The sequence below is a fragment of the Stenotrophomonas sp. TWI809 genome, assembly GCF_039673205.1.
In the GTDB taxonomy this organism is placed as follows: Bacteria; Pseudomonadota; Gammaproteobacteria; order Xanthomonadales; family Xanthomonadaceae; genus Stenotrophomonas.
In genome coordinates this window covers 103862-124497 of the sequence record NZ_JBDJLE010000005.1, presented here as the reverse complement: position 1 = coordinate 124497, position 20636 = coordinate 103862, and the positions used below count along the sequence as shown (strand labels likewise).

20 protein-coding genes are annotated in these 20636 nt (G+C 67.2%); 8 read left to right on the top strand and 12 right to left on the bottom strand.

Annotated features, from left to right (window positions below; genetic code table 11):
- Positions 1–15: 15 nt before the first annotated feature.
- Positions 16–654 carry a carboxymuconolactone decarboxylase family protein gene (locus ABE472_RS05905; RefSeq protein ID WP_346462967.1) on the bottom strand — a complete coding sequence of 213 codons (639 nt, stop codon included), beginning with the start codon at positions 652–654 and terminating at the stop codon, positions 16–18.
- Between the two features lie 246 nt (positions 655–900).
- Between ABE472_RS05905 and ABE472_RS05900 the strand changes: the two genes are divergently transcribed.
- Positions 901–1821: a LysR family transcriptional regulator gene (locus tag ABE472_RS05900; protein ID WP_313211309.1), complete on the top strand. Its 921-nt coding sequence runs from the start codon at positions 901–903 to the stop codon at positions 1819–1821.
- Between the two features lie 47 nt (positions 1822–1868).
- A complete protein-coding gene (locus ABE472_RS05895; RefSeq protein WP_346462966.1) occupies positions 1869–3203 on the top strand; it encodes an MFS transporter in 1335 nt (444 codons plus the stop codon).
- On the opposite strand, the gene ABE472_RS05890 is transcribed toward ABE472_RS05895, so the two are convergent.
- Positions 3198–4094 carry a LysR family transcriptional regulator gene (locus ABE472_RS05890; protein WP_313219769.1) on the bottom strand — a complete coding sequence of 299 codons (897 nt, stop codon included), beginning with the start codon at positions 4092–4094 and terminating at the stop codon, positions 3198–3200. The genes ABE472_RS05895 and ABE472_RS05890 overlap by 6 nt on opposite strands.
- 165 nt (positions 4095–4259) lie before the next feature.
- Here ABE472_RS05890 and ABE472_RS05885 point away from each other — a divergent pair, with 165 nt between their 5' ends.
- Entirely contained in the window at positions 4260–5294 is a 1035-nt protein-coding gene (locus ABE472_RS05885; RefSeq protein ID WP_346465869.1) for an alpha/beta hydrolase, read from the top strand.
- Between the two features lie 78 nt (positions 5295–5372).
- Here the strand turns inward: ABE472_RS05885 and ABE472_RS05880 are convergent, their stop codons facing one another.
- The 3 genes from ABE472_RS05880 to ABE472_RS05870 form a co-directional block, all read right to left on the bottom strand.
- Entirely contained in the window at positions 5373–5819 is a 447-nt protein-coding gene (locus ABE472_RS05880) for a nuclear transport factor 2 family protein (protein ID WP_121040371.1), read from the bottom strand.
- A gap of 32 nt (positions 5820–5851) precedes the next feature.
- Positions 5852–6697 (bottom strand): type 1 glutamine amidotransferase domain-containing protein, encoded by an 846-nt coding sequence (locus ABE472_RS05875; RefSeq protein ID WP_346465868.1) that lies wholly within the window; start codon positions 6695–6697, stop codon positions 5852–5854.
- A gap of 90 nt (positions 6698–6787) precedes the next feature.
- The gene (locus ABE472_RS05870) at positions 6788–7804 is read right to left on the bottom strand and encodes a helix-turn-helix domain-containing protein (protein ID WP_346465867.1); all 1017 of its coding nucleotides are present in this window, start codon (positions 7802–7804) and stop codon (positions 6788–6790) included.
- 68 nt (positions 7805–7872) lie between these two features.
- Between ABE472_RS05870 and ABE472_RS05865 the strand changes: the two genes are divergently transcribed.
- Entirely contained in the window at positions 7873–8616 is a 744-nt protein-coding gene (locus ABE472_RS05865) for a hypothetical protein (RefSeq protein ID WP_346465866.1), read from the top strand.
- Here the strand turns inward: ABE472_RS05865 and ABE472_RS05860 are convergent.
- From ABE472_RS05860 to ABE472_RS05850, 3 genes are all read right to left on the bottom strand, one after another.
- Positions 8611–8799 carry a nuclear transport factor 2 family protein gene (locus ABE472_RS05860; RefSeq protein ID WP_313212940.1) on the bottom strand — a complete coding sequence of 63 codons (189 nt, stop codon included), beginning with the start codon at positions 8797–8799 and terminating at the stop codon, positions 8611–8613. The genes ABE472_RS05865 and ABE472_RS05860 overlap by 6 nt on opposite strands.
- 42 nt (positions 8800–8841) lie before the next feature.
- On the bottom strand, positions 8842–11637 hold the full coding sequence (locus tag ABE472_RS05855; RefSeq protein ID WP_346465865.1) for a PAS domain-containing protein: 2796 nt from the start codon (positions 11635–11637) through the stop codon (positions 8842–8844).
- Positions 11638–11727: 90 nt separating this feature from the next.
- Entirely contained in the window at positions 11728–12795 is a 1068-nt protein-coding gene (locus ABE472_RS05850; RefSeq protein WP_346465904.1) for an SDR family oxidoreductase, read from the bottom strand.
- An 83-nt stretch (positions 12796–12878) separates the two neighbouring features.
- Between ABE472_RS05850 and ABE472_RS05845 the strand changes: the two genes are divergently transcribed.
- Positions 12879–13259 carry a helix-turn-helix domain-containing protein gene (locus tag ABE472_RS05845; protein ID WP_313212937.1) on the top strand — a complete coding sequence of 127 codons (381 nt, stop codon included), beginning with the start codon at positions 12879–12881 and terminating at the stop codon, positions 13257–13259.
- Positions 13260–13509: 250 nt separating this feature from the next.
- Here ABE472_RS05845 and ABE472_RS05840 read toward each other — a convergent pair whose 3' ends face one another.
- Positions 13510–14103, bottom strand: a complete 594-nt coding sequence (locus ABE472_RS05840; protein WP_346465864.1) for a helix-turn-helix domain-containing protein — start codon at positions 14101–14103, stop codon at positions 13510–13512.
- A gap of 111 nt (positions 14104–14214) precedes the next feature.
- On the opposite strand from ABE472_RS05840, the gene ABE472_RS05835 reads away from it, so the two are divergent.
- Both ABE472_RS05835 and ABE472_RS05830 read left to right on the top strand, forming a co-directional pair.
- Complete coding sequence (locus tag ABE472_RS05835; protein WP_346462994.1) at positions 14215–15423, top strand: MFS transporter; 1209 nt, start codon at positions 14215–14217, stop codon at positions 15421–15423.
- Positions 15423–16622 (top strand): MFS transporter, encoded by a 1200-nt coding sequence (locus ABE472_RS05830; protein WP_346462957.1) that lies wholly within the window; start codon positions 15423–15425, stop codon positions 16620–16622. Before ABE472_RS05835 ends, ABE472_RS05830 begins: the two co-directional genes overlap by 1 nt.
- Positions 16623–16648: 26 nt before the next feature.
- On the opposite strand, the gene ABE472_RS05825 is transcribed toward ABE472_RS05830, so the two are convergent.
- From ABE472_RS05825 to ABE472_RS05815, 3 genes are all read right to left on the bottom strand, one after another.
- Positions 16649–17218, bottom strand: a complete 570-nt coding sequence (locus ABE472_RS05825) for a nuclear transport factor 2 family protein (RefSeq protein WP_346462956.1) — start codon at positions 17216–17218, stop codon at positions 16649–16651.
- Positions 17219–17293: 75 nt separating this feature from the next.
- Positions 17294–17497: a hypothetical protein gene (locus ABE472_RS05820; protein ID WP_346465863.1), complete on the bottom strand. Its 204-nt coding sequence runs from the start codon at positions 17495–17497 to the stop codon at positions 17294–17296.
- The gene (locus ABE472_RS05815) at positions 17494–17637 is read right to left on the bottom strand and encodes a hypothetical protein (RefSeq protein ID WP_179459899.1); all 144 of its coding nucleotides are present in this window, start codon (positions 17635–17637) and stop codon (positions 17494–17496) included. Before ABE472_RS05815 ends, ABE472_RS05820 begins: the two co-directional genes overlap by 4 nt.
- A gap of 391 nt (positions 17638–18028) precedes the next feature.
- Here ABE472_RS05815 and ABE472_RS05810 point away from each other — a divergent pair, with 391 nt between their 5' ends.
- Positions 18029–20590: a methyl-accepting chemotaxis protein gene (locus ABE472_RS05810; protein WP_346465862.1), complete on the top strand. Its 2562-nt coding sequence runs from the start codon at positions 18029–18031 to the stop codon at positions 20588–20590.
- Positions 20591–20636 lie beyond the last annotated feature (46 nt).

Sequence of the window (20636 nt, the reverse complement as noted above, 5' to 3'; positions counted from 1 at the left end):
CCTCCTGCGCAGGGTTCAGTGGGCGAGCGTGCCGCGCCGCGCCTGGTCCGCGCGATCGGCGGCCTCGGCACTGACCACGTCGCGCAGCACCGCCACGGCATGTTGCAGCTGCGCCTCGCTGAGCGCCACGTTCCGGCTGATGCGCATGTGCGCCTGCACCTGCGACTCGGTCCCTGTCATGGCCGACAGCGCGGCCACGGTGGCGAGCTCGCGATCACCCCAGTCGAGGTTGTCGCGCGCAAAAATCGCGCCGAACAGATGTTCCTTGAGGTAGCGGTCGATTTGAGGCGAGAACGCGAACAACGGGCCTGCGACGGGTTGACCCGACAACCGGGTCTGGTTGGCGGTGCCTACGGCCAGCATCTGGTCCGGCGCGGGCAGCGTGGCCGGTGCCTTGCCCTGTGCATCGTGGACGCCCTGTGCCTTGCGGTCCTCCACCACCGTCATGAAGGTGCCCAGTGCATTCAACGCGCGCGGAAAGCCTGCATAGGCGTAGAGCTGACCCAGGATTTCCTTGATCTCATTGATTGTCAGCCCGGCATCCAGCGCGGCGCGCAGGGCCGGTTCGAGGCGGTGAAGATCGCCGGCCGCCGTGAAAGCGGCGATTGGCAGGATGGCCTGTTGGCGTGCGGAGAGAGCCGACTGGGTGTTCATGTGGATATCCGTGGTGTGGGCGGGCCGCAGCGGCGGCTCGCACGGTGGGGCGGTGGCTGTGTCGGCCGTGCATCCGATGATGCGATCGGGCAGCGACAGCGAGCGTGGGGAAAGGCGGGGTGGTCATCGCGCGCTCCTGCTGGGATGGCCCAAGGTGGGGCGCACCCATGGTGCCGCACCGTTTTATGTGGATAAACCTGCAGGCCACGAATAGAGTTATAAAAGCGGTTTATCAATGGGGCGGCCATGCGGCGCGAACACTACAACGACCTGCGCGCCCTCATGGCGGTGGCCCAGGAGCGCAGCTTCACCCGCGCCGCCGCGCGGATGGGGGTGTCGCAGGCTGCGCTGAGCTATACCGTGCGGGTGCTGGAGCAGCGGCTGGGGATCCGCTTGCTGACCCGCACCACGCGCAGCGTGACACCGACCGAAGCCGGTGAACGGCTGCTGGCGCAGATCGGGCCGCACTTCGCCAGCATCGACAGCGCTATCGACGACCTGAGTGAACTGCGCGATCGGCCCAGTGGCACCTTGCGCATCAACAGCAGCGATCCGGCCAGCGAACAGGTGGTCTGGCCCAAGCTGCAGCCTCTGCTGGATACCTACGCGGACATCCGGGTGGAGATCACCGACCAGTCCAATCTGGCCGACATCGTCGCGGAGGGGTTCGATGCGGGCATACGCCTGGGCGAGCAGGTGGCCAAGGGCATGATCGCGGTCCCGGTCACGCCGCCGCTCAGGATGGCCGTTGTCGGTGCCCCGGATTACTTCAAGCGGTGCGGGGTGCCGCGTACGCCCCAGGACCTGACCGTGCATGACTGCATCAACATGCGACTGCTGACCCAGGGTGGGCTGTATGCGTGGGAGTTCGAAAAGGACGGCCGCAGCGTGAACGTGCAGGTGGAGGGGCGGCTGACGTTGAGCAGTGTGCGCCTGATCGTCCAGGCGGCACTGGAGGGCCGCGGCCTGGCCTGCGTGCCGGACCTGATCGTGGCCGATGCATTGGCGGACAAGCGGCTGATGCGGGCGATGCAGGATTGGTGCCCGCCCTTTCCCGGTTTCCATCTCTACTACCCAAGCCGCCGCCAGAACTCGCCGGCGTTCGCGCTGCTGGTCGAAGCGCTTCGATGGGGTGGTGATGACGCACTGCTGAGAAAACCTCAGTAGTCCATGAACCCGGGGGCTGCTTATCAGTCCCCGCGGCGTGGGCCACCATGGCGCCCACTGAAAACACGTCCGGGCTCTGTCGCGCGTCGTCCGCGCTGCCCAACGCCACGTCCCTGTCTCGTCCCTGCGCACTGTGCAGGGCGGCAACGCCATTCCTGTTCCAGAGAGTGCTCCCCATGCCCCCTGTCGCCACCTCCCTCCCCGCGCAGAGCGACGCGCATCACGCTGCCGCCGCGCCGGCGCACTGGGCCGGCATCTTCGCCATGACCCTGTGCGTGTTCTGCCTGGTCGCCTCGGAATTCATGCCGGTCAGTCTGTTGACGCCCATCGCCACCTCGCTCGGCGTTACCGAAGGGTGGGCCGGCTATGGGATTGCCATCTCCGGTGCCTTCGCCGTCATCACCAGCCTGTTCATCGCCCGCATCGCAGGTGATCTCGACCGCAAGACACTGCTTCTGCTGCTCACCGTGCTGATGGGCATCTCCGGTGTCATCGTCAGCCTCGCCCCCAGCTATCCGGTCTACATGATCGGGCGCGCGCTGATCGGTGTGGTCATCGGCGGCTTCTGGTCGATGTCGGCCGCGATCGCGATACGGGTGGTACCGGCCGCGAGCGTGCCCAAGGCGCTCGCCGTCTTCAATGGCGGCAATGCGCTGGCGACGGTCGTGGCAGCCCCGCTGGGCAGCTACCTCGGCGGCATCATCGGCTGGCGCGGCGCCTTTCTGTGCCTGTTGCCGATCGCCGTGATCGCACTGGTGTGGCAATGGATCAGTCTTCCTGCCCTGAAGCCGGCGCCTCGCCAGGCGACCGGCAGCATCTTCGCTGTTCTCCGGCGCCCGCTCGTGCTGCGCGGGATGGCCGCCGTCGGGGTGTTCTTCAGCGGTCAGTTCATGCTGTTCACCTACCTGCGCCCGTTCCTTGAAACGGTGACGCATGTGAGCGTGGGCATGCTGTCGATGCTGCTGCTCGCGCTGGGGGTGGCCGGCTTCATCGGCACCGTGCTCATCGGGGGATGCATCCGGAAGAGCGTCTACCTGCCGCTGATGATCATCCCGCTGGTCATGGCCGTCATCGCGCTGGGGCTTACCGTCTTCGGTCACTCCAGCCGCATGGCCTTCGTGCTTCTCGCTGCCTGGGGCCTGGTGGCGACGGCTGCACCGGTCGCCTGGTGGGCATGGCTGGCCCGGTCCATGCCCGATGATGCCGAGGCCGGTGGCGGGCTGATGGTGGCGGTCGTGCAGCTCTCCATCGCGCTGGGTTCCACGGTGGGCGGGTTGCTTTTCGACGGCAGTGGCTACCGCGCGACCTTCATCGTCAGCGCGGCGGTGCTGCTTGCCGGTTCGCTGCTGGCGGCACTTACCGCGCGCACCCGCACGTCATAGTGCGGGATGGCGCAGCGCGTTGATGAGGGCGGCAAACGCAGGCGATCCCTGCCGGCGGTTGGGGTAGTAGAGGTGGTAGCCGGAAAACAGCGGACACCACTCGTCCAGCACCTGCACCAGCTGGCCGCTGGCGAGGTAGGGTGCGGCAAGATCCTCGGTCACATACGCCAGTCCAATGCCATCCACGGCGGCATTGATGACATGGAACATGCTGTTGAACACCAGCTGCCCCTCTCCCTTGACGCTGAATTCCTTGCCGTCCTTTTCGAACTCCCATGCATAGATGCTGCCTGCGGGCCGGTGACGGATGTTGACGCAGGGCAACCCCGTGATCTCGTACGGCGTACGGGGTTTGGGATGGCGCTGGAAGTACGCAGGCGAGCCCACTACCACCAGCCGCCAGTCCGGACCAATGCGGACGGCGATCATGTCGTTGCTCAGCGCCTCGCCCAGGCGGATGCCCGCGTCGAAGCGTTCCTCGACCACGTTGGTGAATCCGTAGTCCACGTAGAACTCCAGCGTGATGTCCGGGTACGCGGCCAGGAAGGTCGCCAGCCTGGGCCGGATCACCATCTCGATGGCATCGTCGCTGCAGGTGATGCGAAGGGTGCCGGCGGGGCGGTCACGGAGATCGCCGAGCGCATCCACGCTCTCGCCGATGGCGTCGAAATGCGGGCCGATCGAGCGCATCAGCCGCTCGCCCGCTTCGGTGGGCGCGACATTGCGCGTGGTCCGTGCCAGCAGCCGGACCCCCAGGCGCGCCTCGAGCTGTTTCAGGGTGTGGCTCAGCGCCGATGCAGAGACCCCGAGCCGTGCCGCGGCCCTGGTGAAGCTCTGCTCCCTGGCGACGGCCAGAAACGCCTGCAGATCGTTGGTTTTCAGGACAGCCATTGCTGATTCCGCATCAGGAGTCGGGCGCGATGCCCACAGTAACACCACGAATTGTGAGCAGAGCTCAGCACGCCTTCCACATTCCCCCGGCTAATCACGGTGGTTGCGGAGGGCTACCGTGGGTCCGGCCTACCAACGCCCTGCATTTCTCACTGAGTACCTCTCATGAAACGACTTGCCCTGCTGCTGGCGCTGGCCGCCAGTTCCTTCACGACCCTGGGAGCCACGATGCCTACCGGTGCAGACAATTTCTACAAAAGTGACACGGTCACCGTTGAACGGGTGACCTTCAAGAACCAGTACCACATGGAGGTGGTGGGGAATCTCGTCCGGCCCAAGGCGACATCGAACGCCACCGCGTCGGCCGCGGTGATCGTCGGCCACCCGATGGGGGCGGTCAAAGAGCAGAGCTCCATGCTGTATGCGCAGAAGCTGGCCGAGCAGGGCTTCGTGACCCTGGCGATCGATCTGCCCTTCTGGGGAGAGAGCGAAGGCGAGCCGCGCAATCTGGTCGCGCCCGAGATGTACAGCGAAGCTTTCAGTGCCGCGGTGGACTACCTGGGGACCCGCGACTTCATCGACCGCACGCGTATCGGTGTGCTCGGCATCTGTGGCAGCGGCAGTTTCGCCATCAGCGCGGCCAAGATGGATCCGCGGCTGCGGGCCATTGCCACGGTCAGCATGTATGACATGGGCGACGTGACGCGCAACGGTCTGGGCCAGTCGGTGTCGCTGGAACAGCGCAAGGCGATGTTGGCCAAGGCGGCCGAGCAGCGCTACACCGAGTTCACCACCGGCAAGGGAATCTTCCTCGACTATCTTCCCATCCAGCTGCCCGCCGATGCCGATCCCGTGACCCGCGAGTTCTGGGCGTTCTACCGTACCCCGCGTGGCATCGCCATTCCCAAGGGCCGCACGCTGGAGACCACGCAGAACCGCATGCTGACCAGCGAAGTCCGCTTCGTGAACTTCTATCCGTTCAATGACATCGAGACGATCTCGCCACGCCCGATGCTGTTCATCGCCGGCAGCGAGGCCCACTCGCTGGAGTTCAGCCAGAAGGCCTACGCGCTGGCCGGGCAGCCCAAAGCGCTGCATATCGTTCCCGGTGCTGGACACGTGGATCTTTATGATCGCGCCGACCTGATTCCGTTCGAGACACTGACGCGGTTCTTCAGGAGCAACCTGAGCGCCGACTGACACCGGCGCAGGGTGCGGGGCGGCCATCGCGTCCGGGCTGCACCCGGACGCGATGGTTTCACGTCCGCCAGGTCCGGCTCAGGGCTTGATCTGGCCGGTCCAGGACTTGCTCATGATCTTCCACTGGCCATCGGTCTTGAGCAGGACCACGTAGTCCACGCCGTCCCAGCCGGGGTAATCCAGCATCACGCGGACGGCGGCCAGATTGGTGGCCATGTCCACGATTTCATAGCGGCGCTTGCGCTGGGCCTCGTTGGCCGCCGGCGTGCCGTTGAAGCCTTCTGCGAACTGCTCCCCGGTCCGCATCTGCAGCGCGCTGCCACGGGCTTCGGAGTAGCCGATCATCACGCCGTCTGCCCGGAAGACGTCCTTGGCCAACGTGTTGTCGGCAGTGATGTAGGCGCGCATGAAGGTCTGCATGACCTTGTCCACCGCCTCACGATCGGTGCTCTGCGCCATGGCCGAGGTGGGGAGCAGCAGGAACAGGCTGGCGGCAAGGCCAACGGATCGAATCGATACTTTCATGGTGTTTCCTCAGGGGTGTGGTGTGTGGGAGATCAGGGTTGAGCGGCTGCCTGGTTGGACGCCTGCACGGTGTGGACGCGAAGCGCCTCGACCACGGCCTGCGCCACCGGCGTGGCAGAGGCATAGTTCTGCCCGGTCACCAGCCGGCCATCGACTTCGACATGCGGGTCATCGCTTTCCACCGTCCGGAAGGCACCGCCGCGGGACACGACGGTCTGGCGGATCAGGAACGGGAACTGGTGGAAGTAGGGCGCATCCTGGCGTTCGTGCTCTTCGGGGTAGCCGCTGATGCGCTTGCCCGAGACCAGGTACTGGCCGCCGGCAAGCTGGAGATTCACGATGCCGGCCGTTCCGTGGCAGACCGCCGAGATCACCCCGCCGTTGCCCTCGTAGACCTGCATGGCAATGCGTTGCAGCGCCACGTTCTCGGCGACCCCGTACATGGCATTGCTGCCGCCCACGTAGTACACCGCGCGGTACTGCGTGGGATCGATCTGTGCCGGGGTGACGGTGCCGCGCAGCCCGCGCATGATCCGGGCATCGTCCAGACGGTGCGCCACGTCGTCGCTGACGTAGTCATCCAGAATCGGTACGCCGCCGCCGTCGGGTGACACGAAGTCCACCGCGTAGCCGGCGGCATGGAAAACATCCCAGGCATGTACCACCTCGCCAAAGCTGACGCTGGCCGGGAGCATGGAAGTTCCATGCACCTTGGCGCTGGCGATGATGAACAGGATGCGGTCCTGGTGGCCGCTGGCGGGCTGCCCCATGGCCGCGGGAACGGTGGTCCGCGGCGCAGCGTCGCTGGTGCAGGTACCGCCCAGCCAGACGCTGAGCAGGAGCAATACGAAGGTGGCGATGGTACGTAACGTCTGCATGGCGCTGACTCGCAGGAAGGAGCCAGCACCCTATCCAATCGCTTTCAAATCAATGTATTGCAGCGTCTTCCCGGAGTGCGGAAATCGATTCTAGGAGTGCGTGGCGGCCGTGCGGTAGGCCGCCGGGGTGACGCCCTCGCACTTCTTGAACGCGCTGTAGAAGGTCGACATGGACTGGAAGCCCGCTTCCTGCGCCACGATATCCAGCGGTTTGGGAGGCTGCTGTTGCAGGATCGCCTTGGCTTCGATCACCCGCAGCTGGGTGAGGTACTGCTTGAACGAGGTCTGGTTGTTGTCGTTGAGCAGCTGCGACAGCCGGGTCTGGGGCATGCCAAGGCGACGGGCGAGGCGGGGCAGGGTCAGGGCAGGGTCCAGATGCAACCGCTCGCGCGCCATCAGCTCGGCCAGGGCCTGTAGTTCAACGGCGGCGTCGGACGCGGCAATCCGACGGTCCTGATAGGGCTCGATCGTTGCCCGCCCCGCGCGCAGGCGGAGCCCGACCAGAACGCTTACCGCGAGAACGAACGTGAAGGACAGCGCGCCGACGATATAGGACGTGTATCCGGCCGTGTAGTACGCGATCCAGATGATCCAGATGCCCGCCAGCGCGCCGAGCAGCAGCGGGGCGGACGGCGAGGCCAGCAGCCGGGCGCGGTGGCGATACACCTGCACGGTGGTGAGCAGCAGATAGCCCAGCCAGGCATAGTTGATGCCCGGCGTGATGACGTACCGCCACAGCTCGATATTGCGGGTGTACGGCAGCAGGACATTCACTGCCACGGCAAGCACCAGCAGCGCGGCGAGGTGCCACCGGCCGTTCGTGTCCGTCCCGGCAGTCTCCCGTTGGCTGGAGCGCACCAGAAAGTAGAGGCAGGGGCCGATCAGGAAACAGGCGGTCAGCCCGAGCTGGAGAACGACCAGCGGAATATCCGGCCAGAAGTGGAAGGCCACGGATTTTCCCGTTCGCACACCCACCATCAGGATCAGCAGCGACAGCCAACGCTGCGTGGGCTCGCCCTTGGCGCGCCACCACAATACCGACGCCGCGACGATGCCATTGAAGGCGCCCAGCATCGCGAAGAAGAAGAGAAAGTGTTGGCTGAGCATTGGCGCAGTATTGAGAAAATACGCGGCCCGTCAAGCGGGTCGCTTTTACCCCCGTGTATTCTCTGCACATGGATGACACTCAATTTCTGGCGCGGCGGCGCCTGCTGTTGGCCGCGCTTGCGGGCGCCGCAGTGTTGCCCTCGTGCGCGCGTGGCAATGCGGTCGAGGGGGAGCCGGCCGTGCCGCTGCTGGAGCCGGGGCGGGCGGGGATGGCACCGTACCTGTTCGTGACCGTCAGCAGCGCCACACGCAGCGTGGAGGAACTCGCGCAGCTGGTGCAGTCCGCGCTGCTGCCGGCGTTGGCACCTGCAGACATCCTGCACGCGTATGGTCCGGTGGCCGGCGCGATACAGCTGTGGATGGCGCTGGAGCCTCACATGCTGGACCACTACGGTGTGAGCGTGGATGCCGCGCTGTCCCTTCTGGCCGGCGCCGTGGATGGCACCGTAGGCCCGGTGCCGGGCCGCAACACACTCGATGCGTGGGCGATCCAGCGCACCCACACCCGGGCCGAGGTGAACGCCAACGACATCACGCTGTCGCTGCCAGGCGAGAGCCACGCGCCGCTGTTTGCCTTGGGCAGCTCGCACTACGCGCTGGCGCCCCCGCCGTGGTCGAGCCAGGCCTGTTACTCCTTCATGCTCGAGCCACGCCGTCGCGTGGTCGCACCGTTCGAGCAGCACTGCCAGGCACTGCTCGACGCTGCGGCCGACGTCCTCCCCGATGATCTGCAGATCCAGATGGGACGACTGGGGGATTTCATGAAGGCCGTGCCTACGCTGTACGTGAGCGTGAAGGATGAAGACTCATGACGCCGGCGACTTGCGTTGGCCGCTCCATGATTTGCTCACGATCATCCACTTGCCATCGATGTTCAGCAGGGCAAGGTAATCCTCGCCATCCCAACCAGGGTAGTCCAGCGTCAGCTTCACCTGCGCAGCGTGTGGGGTGACGCCAGCAGGCTGCCTGATCCCAGTCGGATCAAGGGCGCGCACTACGTTCCAGGACGCCGGGATTCGATTCCCGGAGTCCCCGCGTCAGCGCACCTCGGCAAGCACCGCGCGCACCCGCAGGGCCAACTCCTCCAGCGTGAACGGTTTGCCGATCAGGTGGACGCTGGGGTCCAGTACGCCGTCGTGCTCCAGCGCATTGCGGCTGTAGCCGGTGGTGAACAGCACTTTCAGATCCGGGCGCCGCTTCAGGGCCTCATCGGCCAGCTGTCGCCCGTTGACCTCGGGCATCACCACATCGGTGAACAGCAGCGCGATATCGGGATGGCTGTCGAGCAGGGCAAGCGCGGTGGCGGCCCCTTCGGCGGCGAGCACCGGGTAGCCCAGCTCGCTCAACGCATCGATGGAGAACTGGCGGACGCCGGGCTCGTCTTCCACGATCAGCACCCGCTCGCGGCCCCCACTCAGCGGAGCGGTACCGCTGGTTGTCGGCGAAGGCGTGGCGGCGATGTCGGCCATGAGGCGCGGCAGATACAGGGTCACCGTTGTTCCCTGCCCGACGGCAGAGCGGATCTTCACGTGACCGGCCGACTGTTTGACGAAGCCATACACCTGCGACAGGCCAAGCCCAGTGCCTTGTCCCACCTTTTTCGTGGTGAAGAAAGGATCGAATGCCTTGGCGACCACCTCCGGCGGCATGCCGCTGCCGTTGTCGGCCACGGTGATCAGAACGTATTCGCCATCGGGAACCTCCGCCTGGGCGGAGCCAGCGCCCGCGGTGATCTCGCCGTTGGCGGTTTCCACCGTGAGGCGCCCACCGCCAGGCAGCGCATCGCGCGCATTGACGGCCAGGTTGAGAATCACGTTCTCCAGCTGATTGGCATCGGCGAACGTCCGCCACAGCTCGGCGGCCAGTACGGTCTGCAGGCGGATGCTGCTGCCCAGCGAATGCACCAGCAGGTCGGACATGCCCGCCACCAGCTGGTTCACATCCAGTGGCACCGGCTGCAATGGCTGCTGGCGCGAGAACGCCAGCAACCGCTGGGTGAGCTGTGCCGCCCGGGTGGCGCCATCGATGGCCATGTCGATGTAGCGCTTGGTGCGCGGGTCGTTGTCGCCGAGCCGCATCGCCAGCAGATCCAGCGGGCCGATCACGGTCGCCAGCATGTTGTTGAAGTCGTGGGCGATACCGCCGGTGAGCTGGCCGACGGCCTCCATCTTCTGACTCTGCCGAAGCGCATCTTCCACGCGGGTGCGTTCGGCGACCTCTTCGAGCACGCGGCTTTCCAGCTGCTCGTTCAATTCCTTCAAGCGGGCGTCGGCGATCTTGCGCGCGGTGATCTCGATCACCACCCCCACCACGCGCACGCAGCGGTCGCCCTCGAAGTGACCCCGGCCCTTGGCCGCGACCCAGCGCACGATCCCGTCTTCCTTGCCGACCGTGCGGTACTCCACGTCATAGAGCGCGCGCTGGGCCGGATCAGCCGCGGCGGCAAAGGCGGCGAGGGTCGCTGCACGGTCGTCGGGGTGGATGCCTTCGTTGAAATCACGCAGCGACACCGGAACATCGGCGGAGATGCCGAACATCGCCTTGGTCCGGGGCGGCCAGATCAAGGCGTCCGCCACCAGGTCGACATCCCAGAAGCCCATGTCGCCTGCCTCGGTGGCAAACCGCAGGCGCTCCTCGCTTTTGGCCAGGGCGGCCTCGGCGGCTTCACGCACGGTCAGATCCAGCATCGCGCCGATCATCCGCAGCGGCTCGCCCACCGCACCACGCAGGACGGTGCCGCGGTCGAGCACGGAGGCGAAACTGCCATCGGCGCGGCGGAACCGGTATTCGTTGTTCCACGCGGTACCGTCGCCCTCGATCACGGCATGGATATCCGCATCGACGCGCGCCCGGTCGTCGGGGTGGATATGGTCCAGCCACCACTGCGCGCTGGTTTCGCTCAGCGCATGGCCGAACAGCGTGGTCAGTGCCTCGTTCCAGATCACGTGACCATCGGAGATGCGCCAGTCCCAGATCGCATCGTTGGTGGCCTGCGCGGCCAGCCGATAGCGCTCCTCCACTTCAGCATGACGGGCTTCGGCCGCCTTGCGGTCGGTGATGTCCAGCGAGGTGCCGACCAAGCCCACCACGGTTCCGTCGGCATCACGCAACGGCGATTTGGTGGACAGCCAGCAGGCGCGCCGGCCATCGGCAAAGCTCACGTCTTCTTCGAGCTGCTCGGTCTGGCCGCTGGCCATGACCCGCTCGTCGGTGGCCATCACCGTGGCGGCCTGGGCCGGGTCGCTGAGCAGTTCGGCATCGGTGCGCCCCACATACACCTCGGGTGGCAGACCGATCAGATCGGTGGTGCCACGGTTGCCGATCAGGATCCGGCCCTGGCGGTCCTTGGCGTACACCACACCCGGCGCGGCCTCCACGAACGAACGCAGCAGGGTCTGCGCCTGGTCACGCTCGGCCTCCACCCGCCTGCGGTCATCGATGTCGATCAGCACGCCGGGAAACCCGACCGCGTTTCCGCTGGCATCCAGATCGACCCGGCCGATGGCCTCGATCCAGCGATAGGCACCGTCCGCGCCGCGGGTGCGGTACTGGTGGGCATAGCGACCGCCACGGCGCACGGCGTCGGCGATCGCCTCCGCCAGACCCGGGCGGTCCTCGGGGTGAACGGCGGACACCACCTGCTCCAGACGCAGTTCACTGCGCGCGAGTGCGAGGTCCAGGCCATGCACCTCGGCGAGGGCATCGTCGATGGTCAGACTGTCGCGGGCGACATCCCAGAACCAGGTGCCGATGATTGCGCCGGCGGCCAGCGCCAGTTTGACGCGCTCGGTATCCCGTTCGCCGTGGGAACCCGTGGTAGGTGAAGAGCTCAAGCGGTACCTGCGATCAGCGGGGGGCGGCCGCCCTAGCGTATCGCTGCGGGGTGTCGCTGTGGAACCCTCCCAGCGCTGCGCGGCAGCGCCTCAGGGAATCAACCGCGCCGCCCGCAGCCGCGTGAACAGCGCGAAGAACGCATCGTCACTGGGCTGGTAATCCAGGAACCCCATCCGGCGGCTCTTGGACATGTCCGTCACCACTTCCAGCGGGCGCCCGAGATCGGCATCGGTGTGCCAGGGCGAGATCAGCTGGTGAATGTCAGACTCGGCCAGGCCGTGGGTGGCGGCCAGCGACGACCACAGCGCGGCATCATCGGCCATCTGCTCGGCGAGCGGACGGACCTGACCACTGAACGGCACGGCCTCGATATCGAACCACGCGGCGATCCGGCCCCACATCCAGCGCCAGCGGAACACATCGCCATTGACCACGTTGAAGGCCTGGTTGGCGGCGGCCGGGGTCTGCGTCGCCCACAACAGGTGCCGTGCCAGCTGTCCGGCATCGGTCATGTCGGTCAGCCCGTCCCACTGCGCGAGGGAGCCGGGGAACTGGAACGGGCGCCCGGTGTGGCGGCACAGGGTGGCATGCACGGCCAGCGTGGTGCCCATGTTCATGGCATTGCCCACCGCTGCGCCGATCACGGTATGCGGGCGATGCACGCTCCAGTGGAAGCCATCGCGGGCGGCGGCGGCAAACAGCTCGTCTTCCTGTGCGTAGTAGAAGTTGTCCACGGGCAGGCGCGGTTGTTCTTCACGGAAGGGCGTCTGCGGCAGGTTGCCCTGCGCGTACGCCTCGAACGGTCCCAGGTAATGCTTCAGGCCCGTGACCAGTGCCACATGCTGCACGCTGCCGGCTGGCTGCAGTGCATCCAGCAGATGGCGCACCATCGCGCTGTTGACCCGGATGTTCTCGGCCTCGTTGGCCTGCCGGGACCAGGTGGTGATGAACACGTGCGTGGGGGCCAGTCCGGACAGCGCGGCGCGCGTGGCCTGCGCATCGCGCAGGTCGGCGCAGACGCCGTGGGCGCCGGCGGGCAGCGAATCGGGCCGACGGGCCAGGCCGTGGACGTCCCAGCCCTCCTGCAGCAGCCGTTGTATCAGTGCACTGCCCACGATGCCCGTTGCACCGACCACCAACGCTTTCTGCTTCACGATGTCGCCTCTTTCATTGCTTTATAGGCGCACACCTTAGGATATCGAGGTACGCCTCGAAAGAAGGCACCAAACGGTAACCACACATGAAAACGGGTACTCCCGAAGCGCATTGGCGAGAGGATTGCGCCCCCCGGCGGGTGTTGGAGCTGTTCAGCACCAAGTGGACCTCGATGGTGCTGCACACCCTGGCCGTGCGCCATGACGGCATTGCCCGCAGCAACGCGCTGCACCGCAGCCTGCCGGCCGTCTCCAAGAAGATGCTGATCCAGACGCTGCGTGACATGGAGCATGCGGGGATCGTGCTGCGCACCGAGTACCCCACCGTGCCGCCCTCGGTGGAGTACACATTGACCCCACTGGGGCGGCAACTGGTCGAACCGATCGAACTGATCTACGACTGGGCGCGCCGCAATGCCGGCGCCCTGGACGCGCTGCAGCCGCGCGCGACGTCACGTCGGCGCTGAGCGGGACGTGCCAGCCGGATCGGGTGGCGTACGGCTCCCCTCCAGCGCATCGATGCGGTGACCCTCAGGTTCTGGCTCCTGCACGTGCTGGGTTGGTCGCTGTTCGCGCTGATCGCCTTCCTTGCGCGACCGAGTGAAGCGTCGGTGCCGGACGCGCCCTTGAAGAACGCGTCGGCCTCGCGGCCACAGGGAGCGATATATGACCTGCGGTCAGGGACCGGATCCAATGGCGGCCTGACCGGATGAGCGGTCAGTGCGGTGTGGTGACCCGCAGCCCACGCAGCAGCAGGTCGAGCGCCGTCACGCTCTGTGCCAGCCGCGCATCGCCATCATCGCCATCGGCGATCCAGAACGCGGCCTCGGCCAGGCTGCCGTACACCAGCGAGGCCAAGGCCTGCGGATGGGCCTCGGCGACCACGCCCTGATCGATCAGGTGCGCGAGCAGGCGCTGCATGGAATCGATGCAGTGGCGCTGCGATTCCGGCGAGGCGCCGCCGAGCACCGCCCGCGCATCGCGCAGGACGATGCGCTGGATGGTCGGCTCCAGGGCCATCTCCAGATACCCCATGCAGCGAAGACGAAAGCCCGTCCAGGGATCCTCGGCGGCGTCGGAGATCGCCTTGAGGCGGTCGTCCATCTCAGCGTCGATCTCATCGACGACGGCCGCGAGCAGGCCCTGCTTGTCACCGAAGTGGTGATACAGCGCGCCACGGGTGAGCCCGGCCTGCGCGGTGAGGTCGTCCATCGAGGTCTCGGCGTAGCCACGCTCGCTGAAGACCACGCGGGCCGTCGCCAGCAGCGTGGCGCGGGTCTGCTCCATGTCGGCGCGGGTGCGACGGGCCATCGATATCTCCTTGCTTGCGGGGCGGACCGCTGTTTACATCCGGAGCGTATGTATATAGGATTTTAAACATACGTTGTGTATGTAAAAGGTGGAAAACCAGTGAAACGCGCTGTGACCCGTCCCTATCGAGAGTTGTTCGCTGCGCCCGGTACCACCGGGTTTGCGCTGGCGGGGCTGCTGGCGCGGCTGCCCTTGCCGATGACCGGCATCGGCCTCATCACGCTGCTGGCCCAGGTGCGCGGCAGCTATGCATTGGCCGGCGCGGTAGCCGCGACGTTCGTGCTGACCTATGCGTTGCTGTCGCCGCAGGTATCCCGTCTGGTGGACCGGCATGGACAGCGCCGTGTCGTGCCGATGGCCACCGGCGTCAGCGTGATCGGCCTGCTGATGCTGCTGGCGGCCTCGTGGTGGGAAGCGCCGGCGGCCGTGCTGTTCCTCGGGGCACTGCTGGCCGGGGCGATGCCCAGCATGTCGGCCATGGTGCGCGCGCGCTGGACCGCGATCTATCGCGGACAGTCGCGCCTGCAGACCGCGTACGCGCTGGAAACCGTGTTCGATGAGGTCACCTTCATCGTCGGGCCGCCGTTATCGATCGGCCTGGCGGTCTCGCTGTTTCCGCAGGCGGGTGTCCTCGCCGCTACCGTGCTGCTGCCGATCGGCGCGCTTGCGTTGATCGCGCAGCGCCGAACCGAGCCCCCGATCGAGGCCGTACTACCCCATGCCACACCTGCTGCGTCCGTCATCCGTCTGCCGGGCGTGCGGTGGCTGGCCGTGTTGATGGTCGCGATGGGCGTGATCGTGGGCACCGTCGATATCGTCAGCGTCGCCTTCGCCGCGCACGTGGGGCAGCCCGCCGCCGCCAGCGTCGTGCTGTGTGCGTATGCCGCCGGCTCCTGCCTGGCCGGGGTACTGTTCGGTGCGCTCAAGCTGCAGACGCCACTGCGCCGCCTGTTGCTGCTGGGCGGGATCGCGACCGCATTGACCACATTGCCGCTGCTGCTGGTGGGAAGCATCGCCGCACTCGCCGTGACGGTCTTCGCGGCGGGTGTGTTCTTCGCCCCGACGATGATCGTGGCGATGTCGTTGATCGAGCAACAGGTCCCGCCGCGCCAGCTCACCGAGGGCATGACCTGGCTGCTGGCGGCGCTGAACGTGGGCGTGGCGCTGGGCGCGGCGATCGCCGGCTACGGGGTGGATGCACACGGGCCACGCGCCGGGTACCTGGTTGCCTTGTGTGCGGGAGGAGCGGTGCTGCTGGCGGCGGCGTTCGCGCACGGCGTGTTGCGTCCGCGTGAGCCACGCCACCTGGGGATCTGCTGATGCAGGCGCAATCCACACCGCGCCACCCGTGGTGGGCGGTCACCGCGGTCAGTCTGGCCACCTTCTCGGTCGTCACCACGGAGATGCTGCCGGTCGGCCTGCTGACCCCGATCGCCGAAGCGTTGGACACCGCCACCGGCACTGCGGGCCTGATGATCTCGTTGCCCGCACTGCTGGCAGCGCTTTTCGCACCGCTGGTGGTGATCAGCACCGGCAGCGTGGATCGACGCTCGCTGCTGTGCGGGCTGCTGGGTCTGCTGGTGATCGCCAACCTGGGTACGGCTTTCGCCCCCACGCTGGGCTGGATGCTGGCGGCCCGCGTGCTGGTCGGGCTGTGCATGGGCGGCATCTGGGCCATTGCCGGCGGGCTGGCGGTGCGGCTGGTGGCAACGCGATCGGTAGGCCTGGCCACATCGCTCATCTTTGGCGGCGTGGCGGCTGCTTCCGTGCTGGGCGTTCCGCTTGGCGCGCTGATCGGGGAGCTGCTGGGATGGCGTTGGGCGTTCGGCAGCATGGCACTGCTGGGGGCCGCCGTCCTTGCCCTGCACCTGGCCGTGATGCCCGGGCTGCCGCCGTCCGGCACGACCAGCGTGCGCCAGTTTGGTCAGCAACTGGGCAACCGCGGGCTGCAGCTTGGGTTGATGCTGACCTTCCTGCTGGTCGCCGGGCACTTCATCGCCTTTACGTTCGTTCGGCCGCTGCTGATGTCGGTCTCGGGATTCGACGCGCGCTGGGTGGGGCTGTTGTTGTTCGGCTACGGCGCCGCGGGCATGGCCGGCAACTTCCTTGCCGGCATCGCGGCAGCACGACGTACCAGGCTGACGGTGTCGCTGATCGCGGCGGGTCTGGTGCTGGCGCCCTCGCTGTTCCTGACCCTCGGGGAGTCGCGCCTGGGCGGTGCCGTCGCGCTGCTGGCGTGGGGGCTGGCCTACGGCGGGGTATCGGTGGGCTTGATGACGTGGATGATGAAGGCCGTGCCCAGGGCGATGGAAATCGCCTCCGCACTCTATGTCGGTGCCTTCAATGTCGGGATCGCATCCGGGGCGTGGGTGGGCGGCCAAGCACTGGATCGGCTCGGTCTGACCGCCAATCTCTGGCTCACCGGTGGCTTCGCGGTCGCGGCAGGGGTGGTGTGCCTTGCTGGCCGCCGGATGGAATGGACGCAGCGGGACACCGGCATGCCTTCGCGCGCACCGTGACAGGGTGGCCCGAATCCTCCCCGGCGCTATCTGGTTTCCGTCGTCTGCAGCGCCGCCTTTTCAGCCTCGGTCAACGCGCGATGGCCGTAGCTCAGCACCCGGGTCATCTGCCATTGCCCGTCCTTGTGCTGCCAGACCATCACGAACTTCGCACTGCCTTCGCAGTGACCGGTCGCCACCTCGCAGAAGCGGTGCTCGCCTTCCTCGATCGCGCCGAAGTTCTTGATCGGGTAGACCTTGAGCGTCCCTGGAACCCGTTCGCGGCGGACCTTGTGGCAAATGTACTTGCGCGTGTTGGAGACCACCGTGTCGCGATCGAAGCTGGCCCCGCCGCTGTCGTGATAGAACTCGACGGTCGGCGAAAAGTAGCGGGCAAAGGTCTCCAGGTCGCAGCGGTTGTACGCGTCGAAGACCTGGTCATCCAACGCGGTGATGGTGCGCGTGAGGGTGGCTGCCTCCACGGCCTCCTCGCCAGCGGACGCTGACAGGGGCGCGAGCATGCCGGCAGCCACGAGCAGGGCGGCGAAAGCGGTGGGGCAGTGTGTCATCGGGGGTGCCTGCTTCAATCGGACCAGAGCGGGCGCCAGGTTTCGCATGGGCCGGGGCGTCCTTCAAGTGTCATTCGGAACGATGACCTGTGGGCACGGCAGAACGCACATGGCCCCGGCGTGTTACAGCGTGCTGGAATCCACCCGCTGGCGGCCAGCCTGGGTCAAATCGATGTCGCCGTCTTCCGCCTGGGCCGCGTAGCCGGCCTTGACCGCGCAGTTGGCGGCTTCATCGCTGACCGGACGCGTGGCGTTGATGTCGCGCAGGATCTGCCGCTGTTCGTCGGTCAGGTGCGTTGCCGCGCTCGTCCCGGTGCCGCCGCTCATGGCGCGCGGGCCTCGACGCTGACCACGCCCTGGGCCAGCCGCGCCCGCTTGGCGCGCCGATGGTTCACCCACCACACCAGCCCCGGCAGGCCGTACAGCAGTGCACCGGCGAGCAGAAAGATCTTGAAGGCGGCATTCATGGCGGTCTCTCTCCGTGCGGTATGGCGTTGGTGCGTCGTGATCGGCCCAAGGTGCGGTGGCGCGCACCGGATCCTGCAGCGGCCCCGGCCGCGATCCCAGCGCTAGTTCAGCGCAATCGCCGTGAAGGCGCTGTCCCTTCCTTCACTGTCGCACGTTCAGCGGGTGTGATCCCGGTGTTGCTGCAACCCGCCCGTTCAAGACGACGCATGCCACCGCCCGGCGAGGGATACCCCGAGCCGCCCGGCGCTCGTCGCCTGACCGTCATCACGTCGTCGTCTGGCGCCCTTACAACGGGAGCCACTGGCGACGCCAGGGGCGCTCAGTGAGATCGGCCCTCAAGTTCAGCGCGGTCCCGCCGATACCGGTGCGTCCTTCCGCCTGGAGTGCGTGATGTCGGTCGTCCCCCGTCGCCTGTCGTTGTTCGTCGCCCGTCTGGGCGATCGGTTCCGCTTCCGTCTCGCCCAGCCGACCCGGCTGGCCGCGCTCGGCCGCCTCAGCGTGGCACAGAAACTCAGGGCCAGCCTGCTGATCTGCGGTCTGGGCCTGTTTGCGGTCGCCGTCGTCTACGGCTGGACGCGCCATGATACCGAGCGTGCAGCCGAAACCTTCGCCGCGCACCAGCAGGAGGCCGCACTGGCGGCCACGCTGGCGACCGAGATCGCCGATGCGCGGCGCCTGCAGACACGGTATGCCAGCACCTTCGATGACAGCGATCGCGAGGCGTTGCAGGCCGCGCAGCAGCGCCTGCAGGCGACCCTGGGCCAGCTGCAGCGCGATCCCCACGATGCCGGAAGCGCCGGGGCGCTGCGCGAGCTGGCTTCCCGCGCGGGTGACTTCGCCGAGGGCATCAGCGCATTGAATGCCCGGGTGGATGAGATGGGGCGCGGCGATGCTGGCCTGCGTGCGCAGTTGGAGGCGGCGGCTGCCACGCTGGAGGCCAGCGTCGAGGCCAGCGCGCGCCCGGTGGTGATCGCCCAGCTGCAGAAGATGCGGCGCGAGGAAAGCCTGCTGCTGCTCACCGGTGATGCGGCGCACACCGATCGTGCCAGCGAACAGAAGCTGCCGTTCGATCTGTCCCTGGCGCAGGCGCGCCTGGATGCAGAAACGCAGGAAGCGCTGCGAAGGCAGATGGAGGCGTATCAAGGGGCGCTGCTGGCCTACACCGCCGCCCGCATCGGGCTGGATGTGGAGGCGCAGTCACTGGCCGAGACCGCGGCCCAGATCGGGCCCGGGCTGCAGGCGCTGCAACAGGCGCAGACGCGGGCCTTGGCCGCGGCACGCGAGCGACAGGCCGCGCGGGCCAGCACCATGGGGGTCGTATTCGCGTTTACCCTGCTGCTGGTGGCGGTGGTGCTGATCGCCACCTTGCTGCTGGTGCTGCGCGCGGTCCGTCAACCGATCCGCGACACGCTGCGCTTTGCCGAGGACATCGCCGATGACCGGCTCGACACCGTGCTGACCATCCACAATCCGCACGATGAGATCGGCCAGCTGGCCGCGCGCCTGCGCCACATGCAGCAACGGCTGCGCGAGCGGATCGAGGCCGAGCGCGCCGTCGCGCGCGACAACACCCGCGCCCGCCAGGCGTTGGACAGTGCGCAGACCGGCGTGATGGTGCTCGACGGCGAGGGGCGGATCGGCTTCCTCAACCAGGCGCTGCTCACCGAACTGCAGCTCACGCACGCGGACTGGAGCGGCCAACCGGCGGCCGCCCTGCATCCGGCCTTCGCCAGCCTGTTGCCGAGGCTGCAGCGCGGCCAGCGTGCCAGCCGGGACATCGAGCACGCAGGCGTCCGCTACCAGCTGGTGATCACCCCGATCGTGGAGCACGACCAGCTGCTGGGGGCGGCGGTGGAGTGGCGCAGCCGCGCGCTGGAAACCACCGTGGAGAACGAGGTGGCCGCGCTGGTCGATGCGGCCGCGCGGGGCGAACTGCATGGGCGGATCGCGGTCGAGGACAAGCAGGGCTTCGTAAAGACGCTGGCGCTGAGCATCAACCACCTGCTCGATACCTTCCAGAGCAACCTGTCCGGATTGCAGGGGCTGCTCTCGGCGTTGTCGCAGGGCGATCTGCGCGTACGCATGCAGGGCGATTTCCACGGTGTGTTCGCGCGCCTGCGTGACGATGCCAATGCCACGGTGATGCAGCTGACCGACATCGTCGCGCGCATCCAGCAGGCCTCGGTGGCGATCAACCATGCCGCCGGCGAGATCGTCGCCGGCAACCACGACCTCTCCGATCGCACCGAGCGCCAGGCGGCGCATCTGGAAGAAACCGCTTCCTCGATGGAGGAGCTCGCGGCCACGGTGCGGCAGAACGCGGATTCGGCGCAGCAGGCCAACCAGCTGGCGATACGTGCGGCCGAGGTTGCGGCCCGCGGCGGCGAATCGGTGGCGCAGGTGGTGACCACCATGGCCGATATCGCCCTGTCCTCGCGGCGGATCGGGGAGATCACCGGGGTGATCGACGGAATCGCGTTCCAGACCAACATCCTGGCCCTGAACGCCGCCGTGGAAGCGGCGCGGGCAGGCGAGCAGGGGCGCAGCTTCGCGGTGGTAGCCAGCGAAGTGCGTTTGCTGGCACAACGCAGTGCCGACGCCGCGCGCCAGATCAAGCAGCTGATCGAAGCCTCGGTCGAGCGCGTTGATGCGGGTACCCGGCAGGTCGACAGCGCAGGCGCGACCATGGGCGAGATCGTCGGCAGCGTGCAGCGGGTGACATCGATCATGGCCAGCATTTCGGCCGCGTCGCAGCAGCAGACCGCGGGCATCGAGCAGGTGAGCCAGACGTTGCTGCAGATGGATGGCAGCACCCAGCAGAATGCGGCGCTGGTGGAGGAGGCCTCGGCCTCGGCGCGCGCGCTGGATCGCCAGGCCTCCCTGCTGGGCGAGGCGGTGGATGCCTTCGTCATGACTGCACCGCCGTGCGCGCGCGTGCGGGCGACGGCTTGAGGCCGGCGTCAACACCGCACTCACGGGTCTTCACCGGCAGTGAGCC